Source organism: Pedobacter frigiditerrae, assembly GCF_004331645.1.
Lineage (GTDB): Bacteria > Bacteroidota > Bacteroidia > Sphingobacteriales > Sphingobacteriaceae > Pedobacter > Pedobacter frigiditerrae.
Genome location: NZ_SJSK01000008.1, coordinates 131655 through 142889, shown reverse-complemented (window position 1 = coordinate 142889; position 11235 = coordinate 131655). Strand labels below are relative to the sequence as shown.

The window sequence follows — 11235 nt, the reverse complement described above, 5'->3', positions numbered from 1 at the left end:
TAAATATGCCCTGCTCGTGGTATATAGAAGTTGATTTTTTGAATAGATATTTACAAAATCAAAATCATAAACAATGAAAAATTATATCTCTAAACTAACGCTTTTATTTGTTGTTTTAGCAACTGTAGGATTAACATCTTGCAAAAAAAGTGAAACTCCAGAGCCTACTGTAACACCTCAATTAGCCAAAGTAGTTTTTTGGAATCCTTCCACTGGAACAGAATCACTTAGTGCAGAATTTATTTATGATACTAAAGGAACCATGACTAGCTTAATTTATGGAGGAACAACCTACACTGTAGCATTTGATTCATCAAATAAATTAGCGTCGCTTACAGGAACGTTAAAACAAGGACTTATCGTTACTTATACAATAGAATATAGTTCTGCTGGTCAGTTAGTTAAAGTTGTTTATGCAGATGGTGGAACAAATGCAAATACTAAAACCATTACTTATAATGCTGCTGGTAAAATCAGTAAAATTGGAATTGTGTATACAAATACAGCTATTACTCCTTATAATGCAGAATATACTTGGAATGGTGACAACCTTGCCACCGCTTCTTCAGGCACTTATATCACAACTTATACTACATATGATGATAAGTTAAATCCTTATAGTTTGGCTGACGGAATTTCAGTCGTTTTTTACGGAAACCCTGCTTCAAAAAATAATGTAACTGAAATTAAAACGCTAAATGGTACGCTTACTAATGCACAAAAAAGGACTTATGAGTACAATAGTGCTGGTTACGCAACTAGTATGAAATTATTGGATGGAAGTAACGAAGGGCAAAAATATTATTACAGATAATTAAATAAATTGAAAATATTAGTGAACAAACTAGCGCTTTAATTTTTAAAGCGCTAGTTTTGTTTTATGGAAGAACAACAAAACGAAAACCAACTTAACATAGAATTATCTGAAGAGATTGCAGAGGGGATTTTTTCTAATTTAGCCATCATTACTCATTCAAATACAGAATTTGTATTGGATTTTATAAGAGTAATGCCAGGTGTGCCAAAAGCAAAAGTTAAATCGAGAATTATTTTAACGCCAGAACATGCTAAACGATTATTGCATGCCATACAAGATAATATAGAGAAATACGAGGTGGCAAATGGAAGAATTAAAACTCAAGAAGAGCCTCCAGGCTTTCCAATGAATTTTGGCGGGCCAACTGCGCAAGCCTAATTTATTTACGATTTTAGATTGACGAATTGAGATATTGAATAATATCATCAACCTGATTTGGCTCAAACCAAGCTGTTTTTTCATCTCGTCTGAACCAGGTGAGTTGCCTTTTTGCAAAACGACGCGTGTTTTGTTTAATCATCGAAACTGCGGAAGTTAAATCTGTTTTACCATCAAAATAATCGAATAATTCTGAATAACCAACAGTGTTTAAAGCATTGTATTGCCGATGGGGAAGGAGCGATCTGGCTTCTTCTAATAAACCAGCTTCTATCATTAAATCTACGCGATGATTGATACGGTCGTAAAGCAAAGCCCTATCCATATTTAAACCAATTTTGATGATTTGAAAAGGTCTTTCTTTTTTATTTGACGTTAAAAATGAGCTTAATTTTTCGCCGCTAGAAAGCACAACCTCTAAACCTCTGATCATTCTTTGAGGATTAGATTGGTCTACTTTTTCGTAATATTCTGGGTCTAATTCTTGAAGTTGTTTTTTGATTGATTCAATTCCTTCAGCAGCTAATTTTTCATTTAGTGCTTCACGAATATTAAGGTCTATTTCTGGTAAATCATCCAAACCTTTGCAAACAGCATCGATATATAAACCAGAGCCGCCAACCATAATCATAACATTATGCTTTTTGAACAGCTCATCCATCAATTGCAACGCTTGAACTTCAAAATCGCCTGTGCTAAAAAATGTTTTTACGCTATGGGAATTTATAAAATGATGAGGTGCAGTAGCCAACTCTTCTGTTGAAGGTTTGGCGGTGCCGATATGCATTTCTTGAAAGAACTGTCTTGAATCTGCAGAGATAATCTCACTTTGATAAAACTGCGCTAACTTTATAGCTAGTGCAGTTTTACCTATTGCTGTTGGCCCAACTATTACAATTAAGGTTTTTTGGCTGATTTGCATTTATATTAACTTAATTGCAGTAACTAAACTATTGTTCAGTGAAAAATAAGCAGAGATTTCTCCTCGTTTCTCGTTCGAAACGACAGTAAAATTAATAGTCTTCTTCTTTACCGCTTCCGAATTCTTCATCGGCATAATCATCGCCGTCGGCAAATTCATCTTTTTCTTCCTCTTCTTCAGTATCATCTACTTCTTCCGCCATGATACCTCTTCCTCCCATTGCTTCTAATTCTTCGGTGTCTTCTGGCACAAAATCCATTTCATTTAAAAAGTCGAAATCTGTAGATGCTGCTGCAGTGCTTACTGCAAAACCCCCAGCATTTTTTTCGATGATTTTTGGAGCTTCTCCAGTACTTTTTACTAAGAAAGGATACTCGATATTTGGATCGTTTTCTAGAATGATTTTAATCAATTCTACGTGAAAATCAAACGGACGTTCAAAGTTGTAGATGTAATAAAATTTTTGATGTGGGTCTTCAATAAAGTTACTCAATTTAGATTTCTCCATTAAAGCTACTCCATTATTCACTTTGCGCTCATTTGGTAACAATGCAATTTCATCACCCTTAATCCAGTTATCTGTACTTACATAAAATGATGATGATTTATCAGCATTGTAGCCAGTAGAACGATGGATTGCCCTATGTAAATCTTCAAAAGTTTGAGTAGTTTTAATATCGATTTCTCTTACTACGTCGTCAAAATCTTCAAAAGAAATTTTAAATCTATAAATTGCCATTGTGGTGTTCTGTATCTTTCTGTAAAATTAAGAAATAAAAAATTATTTCGTAGCCTTAAGCTCACTTTGTAACTTGGTTTAAGCCTAATTGTTTAGCTTTTTCTAGCATAAAGTTAAACGCTTCTTCATAACTGTTTGTTATTTCGCCTTCTAATATCGCTTCTCTTATTGCATTTTTAAGTAGTCCTACCTCTCTACCAGCATCTAAACCAAAGGTTTGCATGATATCATTTCCGGAAATTGGCGGTTGCCAGTTCCGTAATTGGTCACGTTCTTCAACATCTTTAAGTTTTTGTTTAACTAACTCAAAGTTGTTGCGATATTTCTTAATTTTGTATTCGTTTTTTGTAGTTACATCAGCATTGCATAACGCCATTAAACTTTCAATCTCCTCTCCAGCTTCAAATAATAATCTTCTTACTGCTGAATCTGTTACTTTTTCTTGTGCTAAAACAATTGGTCGTAAATGTAATTGAACCAATTTTTGAACGTATTTCATTTTTTCATTCAATGGTAATTTCAATTGAGCGAAAATTTGAGGAACCATTCTGGCTCCTTTATCTTCATGACCGTGGAAGGTCCAACCGTGTCCTTCTTCAAATCTTTTGGTAGCAGGTTTAGCAATATCATGTAAAATTGCTGCCCAGCGTAACCATAGGTCATCAGTTGTTTCGCAAATGTTATCTAAAACCTGTAAAGTATGATAGAAATTATCTTTATGTCCTTTCCCTTTAATGATATCAACACCATAAAGATTTGCCATTTGAGGGAAAATTAGGTGTAATAATCCAGTATCAAACAGGTGCTTAAAACCAATTGAAGGTGTTTTTGCCAAGATGATTTTATTTAGCTCATCCGTTATTCGTTCTTTTGAAACAATGCTAATTCGTTCATTCTGCGTTTTGATAGCTTGTATGGCATTATCATCAATTTGAAAATTTAATTGTGTAGCAAAGCGGATGGCACGCATCATCCTTAATGGATCATCAGAAAAAGTAATTTTGGGATCTAATGGCGTACGAATAAATTTGTTCTCTAAATCTGCCAGTCCATTAAATGGATCAACCAAGCTACCATAATTTGAAGCATTAAGAGATATGGCTAATGCATTGATTGTGAAGTCCCTGCGTAATTGATCGTCTTCTAAAGTTCCATTTTCTACAATGGGTTTTCGAGAATCAGAGCGATAAGATTCTTTTCTGGCACCAACAAACTCTATTTCTAAATCGTTGTACTTCAGCATCGCTGTGCCGAAATTCTTAAATACGGCAACTTTTGTTTTTAATTGTTGACCAACCTTTTCTGCAAAATCAATCCCATTACCAAGTATTACTATGTCAATATCTTTAGAAGGGCGATTTAAAAATAAATCCCTTACAAAACCACCAATAACATAAGCTTCTGTTTTGGTTTGTTCAGCAATGTTTGCTAATACTTTAAATATTGGATTTGATAGGTGTTGTTGCATAATTTTGTCATGGTCATGCTGAATTTATTTCAACATCTTTTTAGCATAAAGACCCTGAAGTAAATTCAGGATGACTAGCAGGGCTATAATTTATGCAAAAATAGTAAAATTACTTACGTATAAACTCAAATTGCCCAGATGGACCTAATTTAATAATGGTAGAAGGTTTTTTTACAGTGTGATTTTCCTGGTCAAAATCAACAATGTAATCAACAGCGCTTTTTACTTCATCGCTAATTTCATCGAAAAATTTAGGTGTTGGCTCGCCACTTATATTGGCAGAAGTTGAAACTATTGGTTTACGAAAACGCTGCAGTAATTGCTCACAGAAATTATGTTTAACAATGCGGATGCCTATAGTTCCATCCACGTTAATTACATTTTTGGCTAAGTTTTTTGCGCCAGAAAAAACAATCGTCATAGGGTTCTCTGCATATTCAATTAACTCATAAGCTACTTCGGGGATTTCCGTAACATAACTTTGTAACTTGTTTTCATTATCTAAAAGGATAATCAAACTTTTATCAGTGCTACGCCCTTTGATAGCATTTACCTTCGCAACTGCTTCTTCATTAGTAGCATCGCAACCTAAACCCCAAACGGTATCTGTAGGATAAAGAATTACGCCACCATTTTTTAAAACTTCAAGTACATTATTAATTTCCTGTCTCATCTTACTTAATAATTGGAATAAACTTTTTCCAGAATTCTGGATTATGTTTTAATGGAGCATGACAACCGAAAGGTAGCGTTTCTCCTAAATAATTATAGGCAACTGCCGGATGAAATTCAACTGCAAACTTCATTCCTTCTTCCCATTGGGGGATTTTAAATTCTGCAAACAGTGGAGCTTCTAATGACCAAAAAATATCCTCATTAAAATTATCACCTTCAGCTTTTATATACTTATTTAGTAATGATTGTTCTACTACCGCTAAAACTTTTAAAGCTGAGCTTATTTTGCGAAGCGACAAACCGCCATTACCAACTTTGTTGTATCTATCTCCATAGATTTTATTTTTTTTAAAGGAGAGCTTTATTTTCTGCCCTAAATTGTAAACGGCATTTCTATTCAACTTGTCTGGTCTAAACCAAGGAGAACCAATATAATCATAATCTTTTTCGCACCAAGCTTGTAACTCATCTTTAAAAAGATAAACATCTGCCTGGTGAATTAACATGAAATCATATAAACCGAATGCCGTATAAAAACCTTTTGATAATAAAAGATGATTGTAACCACTAATGCCTTCAAAATAATGCTTGGCAAATCTTTTTACTTCTAACTGCTCCAATTGACCAAATGATTTATCAACCATTAATCCCTCTGGTGCAACAATAACTTGTTTAAATCCTTTAGTTAACTGTAAACCATTTTCTAAAAAAGCCAGTTCAATTGCTGTTGGTTTTTGGTAAAGTGGAAAAATGACTACACAACGTTTCATTGTTTGATTGTTTTTAAATAGCAATCCATCAGCTGTTTATTAACTATTTCATTATTGAATTTTTGAACGTATTCAAGCCCTTTTTGTTTCATTGTTTCCTGCAACCCTTTGTCAGTTAAAACTTTGTTTATTGCATTTGCTAAATCAACTTCGTTATCTGGAGAAACATAAATACTATTTGGTCCGCCCGCTTCTTCCAAACAAGAGCCAATTGCTGCAATTACTGGAACATTGCTGTATAATGCCTCAATTACTGGAATTCCAAAGCCTTCATAGTATGATGGAAGAACAAAAAGACTAGCCAGTTGATAAATTAAAGGTAAATCACTAAAAGGAACTTTTTTAAGGAAAATTACCCTGTGTAGTAAACCCAAATTTTCTATTTCCTTTTTTACCAAAGCTGTATATGCGGTTTCTTTGCCAACAACAACGAGTTTAAAGTCAACATCTATTTTCGGTAACGCTTTGATAATGAGTAAAAGATTTTTTCTCGCCTCAATGGTGCCAACATTCAATATGAATTTATCTGAAAGCTTGTATTTTTCCTGTATTTTTTCTTTTTCAGCAATGCCCGATAAAGTTTTAAAACTATCATCGCAGCTTTGATAAATTACATCAATTTTTGAAGGATTGATATTATAAAGTTCTACAATGTCCTCTTTTGTTTTTTCGCTGATGGCGATAATCCTATCAGCATTATCACAAGCATATTTACTTTTAAACTTATAAATAAGCCTATCTATAAGATTATAATAGTGTGGTTTTCGAAGAAAGATCAAGTCATGCATCGTTACAATACTCTTAATTCCGGTGTGCTGTATGCCGAAAGGAATTTCATGACTTAAACCGTGAAATAGTTCGATTTTGTCTGCTAAAAGCTGTTTTTTGATGCTTATACTTCTCCAGAACAATTTGGATTTTCCTTCTTGAGGTAGTTCTAGGTAAACATTTAGCTTTGTAAACAAGGGTAAGTTTACAATTGCTTCCTTTTTTTTAGGTGTGTAAATGAAATATTGATTTTCTGGAAATTGTACGGCTAAATGTTCAATCAACGATCGGCTGTAATTGCCTAGGCCGGTTAAATTATTTGCCGCACGTTTACCGTCGTAACCTATTTTGAGCTTAAATCCAAAAGCCGAAAGACCAAAGCTTGATTGCTCAAGTTCAGGACTTTCGGCTTTGTGAGTTAGCTTTTCGCTTTTTTCTTTCACCTTTTTGCTTAAACAGCTACATTATTTTCTCTTAATGCATCATTTAGAGAAGTTTTTTTATCTGTAGATTCTTTACGTTTTCCAATAATTAAAGCGCATGGAACCTGGAAATCTCCGGCAGGGAATTTTTTGGTGTATGAGCCTGGAATAACAACCGAACGAGAAGGCACATATCCTTTATATTCTACTGGAGTAGGACCAGTTACATCAATAATTTTTGTAGATGCTGTTAATACAACATTTGCACCTAAAACAACCTCTTTCTCCAATTTTACGCCTTCAACAACAATTGCTCTAGAACCTAAGAAACAATCGTCTTCAATAATTACAGGAGCTGCTTGAACAGGTTCTAAAACACCTCCAATTCCAACACCACCACTTAAGTGAACACGTTTTCCGATTTGAGCGCATGAACCAACTGTTGCCCAAGTATCAACCATTGTACCTTCGTCAACATAAGCACCAATGTTTACATAAGAAGGCATCATGATTACACCTTTAGCTAAAAAAGCACCATAACGGGCACTAGCCATAGGTACAACACGCACACCTTGTTCTTTATAGTTGGTTTTTAATTCCATTTTATCATGGTAAACAAATGGTCCAACTTTAATTTCTTTCATTTCTTTGATTGGGAAATATAAAATCACGGCTTTTTTAATCCATTCGTTTATTCCCCAAGAATTTAAAATAGGTTCTGCAACACGCAACTCGCCTTTATCTAATCTCAAAATTACTTCTTCAATTGCCTCGCAATAGTTGTTGTAGGTTAATAAAGATCTATCTTCCCAAGCAGCTTCTACTAATTTTTTTAATTCTCCAATCATTTTTTTTAATTTTTTACAAAATAAATCAATTTTATCTATTGAGCGTTGTATTTTTGATTTTTATGACTGAAAAAGAGAAATTAAGGATAGATAAATATCTCTGGGCAATAAGATTGTTTAAAACCAGAAGTTTGGCGACCGATGCCTGCAAAGCTGGTCGGGTGAAATTTAACGGTCAAAATTTAAAGCCTTCAGCTATTGTTAAGGTAGGGGAAGTGTATCAAGTTTCTAAAGGAATAGAGAAAAAGGTAATAGAAGTTATCGAGCTTTTATATAATAGGGTTGATGCAAAAATTGCAATAACAAAGTATAGAGATATCACACCTGTGGAAGAAACCCACGCTTACAAATCGATGTTTCATGCACCAAGTTTAAAACGAGACAGGGGAACAGGCAGGCCGACTAAAAAAGACAGAAGAGAAACTGATGATTTAATTGGTGGACTTTACGAGGAATAGTTTATCGGTGTCGTTGGTTCGTTAGTACGTTTTGACACTAGATTTAAGACTAACGACTCACTACTCTAACCCTATAAGCCATCATTGCAGTTTTACCAAGCTTTTGTATCAATTGGTAATTAGCGACTGCGCCTACAGCTGCACCCACAACGGGAAGTAGTTGTGCCATTTTAGCCAAATCTATATAATCTCTATATTCTTGCTGAAAAGTTTGCCAATCGAATTGATCTGCGCTCTCGGGCAATACAATTAATTTTTGATCCCAGTTTTGCATCTGTTTGTATACATTTTGAGTTCCTACTTTGCTAGAAAAAGCCAGTTGGAAAATATGAAGAATGTATAGCCTTTCACGATAGTCTTTAACATCAAAACCATAAAGAGCTGCGATTTCAAAAAGCATTTTTATTTTAATGCCAATTAGTATTGGAAAATCAGCCATGCTCATTAAAAAACCACCTGCTCCGGTTATTCCACCTTCGGCTGCACCAGTTTTACTAAAGCTGTCAACTTTCGATTTTACTAAAGCTTCCCTGTGCAATAAGCTCATTTCTTCATCTGGCATAGCCGAAGTTGTATAAGTAGAGCCAAACAAAACAGCTTTAACCATTTGTTTAATTGCTGCAGTAATTGCTTTATGAACTTTTGCTGGAATGTAACTGTTTATTTTGGTCTGCACCTTGGTTGCTAAATTGCCAAGAAGAGATGGTTTTTTCATCAATTCCAATTCCCAAAATTGTAATTCTAACTTTATTTGAGCTTCGTAGTTATCCATGTTTAATATTAGTCAAAAATCATTCCGTCAATTAGTTAGACTAATTATTTGATGTTTATTACAAAATTTTGCAAATCTCAAAAACAAACTATATATTTAGTTGTTGTTTCACCTAATTCTTGTTTTATGAAAAAAATATCATTGTTAATCTTCTTATTAATGGCATTGGTTATTTCGAGATCAAATGCTCAGTCAGTTAAATTTTCTTCAGCTGCACCAGAAGCTGGTCAGCTATTATCTTTTGTGTATGATCCGTCAGGTGGGAAACTTGATAAGTTAGCTGATTTGAAATGTACGGCGTATACAACGATCAATACAAAAATTAAACCTGTACAAGTTACACTAACTAAAGATGGGCAAGTTTTTAAAGGTGATGTACCTACCGTAGATAGTACTGCATTTGTATTGTTGGCATTTTCTGTTGGCAAAGAAAAAGATGATAATCCAAACGGTTACTACACTTTGATGTATAAAGGTGGAAAACCAACTGCAATGGCCTACTATTGGGAAGCACAGTTTTATAATGGATATGGGGCCGCTTATGCAGGGGCAAAAGCAGATAAAAATAAAGCTTTAATAGCATTTGATAAAGCATTTACTGTCGATCTAGCTTTGAAATCGAAGTTTTTGGTAAATTATTTATCTCTTCAATTAGCTGTGGATAAAGTTGCGGGTGCAAATATGACAAATGATCAAATTACTGCATTGAATGCCTCTAAAAACCAAAAGGAAGATGATTTGACAAAAATTGCAAGTCTTTATACACTACTAAAGAAAAAACCTGCAGCTGATTCTGTTTATGCTATTGTTAAGACTAAATATCCAAAGGGAACTTATGTTTATTCACAAAACGCTAATGCCATATATAGAGAAAAAGATGCAGCCAAAATGGAAGAAATGGTAAATTCATTAATTAAGGATTATAACTTAGACTTAAGTAAAAAGGCTGACGCAGATAAAATTACAGGATTTTATGCTCAGTTAGCAAGTGCCTATGGTTTAGCAAAAAACAACGAAAAATTTGAATTTTACTCCAATAAGGTTACAAGCAAAACAACACTGGCAAGTCTATATAACAGTTATGCTTGGGCTAGTGCAGAAAAGAAAGAGAATCTAGAATATGCATCAAAAATTTCAAAAAAATCTTTAGAATTAATTGAAGCTGCTAAAAATGATCCAATGCCAGATTATTATTCTTCGAAGGATGAATATTTAAAAGGTCTTGATGGAAGCTATGCATCTTACGCAGATACTTATGCCGTTTTGCTAGATCAATTGGGTAAATATGAAGAAGCATTAAAATTGCAAGAAGAGGCTGTTACAAAGAACAACTTCAGCAGCGCAGAGATGAATAGTAGATACGTTACTTTTTTAGCAAAAGCAGGAAAAAATGATAAGGTTGTAACTTATGCAGAAAGATTTATAAAAGACGGACAAGGAACTGACCAAATGAAATTGGATTTGAAATCTGTCTATAGAGGGACAACTTCATTTGATGTTTATTATGCTGCTCTAGAAAAAGTAGCCATTGAAAAGGAAAAGGCAAAATGGGCAAAGGAAATGATTAATATGCCTGCGCCGATATTTGCATTAATGAATCTAAAAGGAGAAAAGGTTGATCTGGCTGCACTAAAAGGTAAGGTTGTAATAGTTGATTATTGGGCTACTTGGTGTGGTCCATGCATTGCTTCTTTTCCTGGAATGCAAAAGGCAGTTGATAAATACAAAAATGATCCAAATGTAGCCTTCTTGTTTATTAATACTTTGCAAACAGAAGAGGCCAGAGAAAAAGTGGTTAAAGATTGGTTGGCAACAACAACCTATACCTTTAACATCTTGTTAGATACAAAAAATAAGGACGATCAAAGCAAGTTTGATGTAATTGAAAAATACAAGGTAGATGGTATTCCGAATAAATTTATTGTAGACGGAAACGGAAACATTAGGTTTACAAAAGTTGGTTTCTCAGGAAGCGCAGAAGGAACAGTTAAAGAGCTAGATATGATGATTGAAATGGCGAAGGCAGCAACGAAAACTGCAAGTAAATAGAGTTCTCGAATGGCTAAGAGTGACCATTTTCTAAAATTAAGCCACAGGTTTAGAGATTTAATCTACGAATCTGTGGCTTTAATGTTCGCCTTAATAATCAATCTTCATTGGCGATTGTTCCCAAAGCTTAAAAGCCTGTAAAGATTCAT

The 11235-nt window shown here is 34.1% G+C and carries 12 protein-coding genes; 4 read left to right on the top strand and 8 right to left on the bottom strand.

Annotated features, from left to right (window positions below; all coding sequences use genetic code 11):
* Positions 1-73 precede the first annotated feature (73 nt).
* Positions 74-814 (top strand): hypothetical protein, encoded by a 741-nt coding sequence (locus EZ428_RS22660; RefSeq protein ID WP_131555635.1) that lies wholly within the window; start codon positions 74-76, stop codon positions 812-814.
* A 66-nt stretch (positions 815-880) separates the two neighbouring features.
* Complete coding sequence (locus EZ428_RS22655; protein WP_131555634.1) at positions 881-1195, top strand: DUF3467 domain-containing protein; 315 nt, start codon at positions 881-883, stop codon at positions 1193-1195.
* 13 nt (positions 1196-1208) lie between these two features.
* On the opposite strand, the gene miaA is transcribed toward EZ428_RS22655, so the two are convergent.
* The 7 genes from miaA to EZ428_RS22620 form a co-directional block, all read right to left on the bottom strand.
* On the bottom strand, positions 1209-2117 hold the full coding sequence (gene miaA / locus EZ428_RS22650; RefSeq protein ID WP_131555633.1) for a tRNA (adenosine(37)-N6)-dimethylallyltransferase MiaA: 909 nt from the start codon (positions 2115-2117) through the stop codon (positions 1209-1211).
* A gap of 91 nt (positions 2118-2208) precedes the next feature.
* Positions 2209-2856 carry an IS1096 element passenger TnpR family protein gene (locus tag EZ428_RS22645; RefSeq protein ID WP_131555632.1) on the bottom strand — a complete coding sequence of 216 codons (648 nt, stop codon included), beginning with the start codon at positions 2854-2856 and terminating at the stop codon, positions 2209-2211.
* 61 nt (positions 2857-2917) lie between these two features.
* Positions 2918-4324 carry a CCA tRNA nucleotidyltransferase gene (locus tag EZ428_RS22640; RefSeq protein ID WP_131555631.1) on the bottom strand — a complete coding sequence of 469 codons (1407 nt, stop codon included), beginning with the start codon at positions 4322-4324 and terminating at the stop codon, positions 2918-2920.
* Positions 4325-4433: 109 nt separating this feature from the next.
* Complete coding sequence (locus EZ428_RS22635; protein ID WP_131555630.1) at positions 4434-4997, bottom strand: L-threonylcarbamoyladenylate synthase; 564 nt, start codon at positions 4995-4997, stop codon at positions 4434-4436.
* A gap of 1 nt (position 4998) precedes the next feature.
* Entirely contained in the window at positions 4999-5769 is a 771-nt protein-coding gene (locus EZ428_RS22630) for a DUF5672 family protein (protein WP_131555629.1), read from the bottom strand.
* Complete coding sequence (locus EZ428_RS22625; RefSeq protein ID WP_131555628.1) at positions 5766-6980, bottom strand: glycosyltransferase family 4 protein; 1215 nt, start codon at positions 6978-6980, stop codon at positions 5766-5768. Before EZ428_RS22625 ends, EZ428_RS22630 begins: the two co-directional genes overlap by 4 nt.
* Before the next feature lie 8 nt (positions 6981-6988).
* Complete coding sequence (locus tag EZ428_RS22620; RefSeq protein ID WP_131555627.1) at positions 6989-7807, bottom strand: 2,3,4,5-tetrahydropyridine-2,6-dicarboxylate N-succinyltransferase; 819 nt, start codon at positions 7805-7807, stop codon at positions 6989-6991.
* A gap of 62 nt (positions 7808-7869) precedes the next feature.
* Between EZ428_RS22620 and EZ428_RS22615 the strand changes: the two genes are divergently transcribed.
* Positions 7870-8265, top strand: a complete 396-nt coding sequence (locus EZ428_RS22615) for an RNA-binding S4 domain-containing protein (protein WP_131555626.1) — start codon at positions 7870-7872, stop codon at positions 8263-8265.
* A gap of 49 nt (positions 8266-8314) precedes the next feature.
* Here EZ428_RS22615 and EZ428_RS22610 read toward each other — a convergent pair whose 3' ends face one another.
* Complete coding sequence (locus EZ428_RS22610) at positions 8315-9037, bottom strand: EcsC family protein (protein WP_131555625.1); 723 nt, start codon at positions 9035-9037, stop codon at positions 8315-8317.
* Positions 9038-9163: 126 nt separating this feature from the next.
* Here EZ428_RS22610 and EZ428_RS22605 point away from each other — a divergent pair, with 126 nt between their 5' ends.
* Positions 9164-11086, top strand: a complete 1923-nt coding sequence (locus EZ428_RS22605) for a TlpA family protein disulfide reductase (RefSeq protein WP_165501855.1) — start codon at positions 9164-9166, stop codon at positions 11084-11086.
* Positions 11087-11235 lie beyond the last annotated feature (149 nt).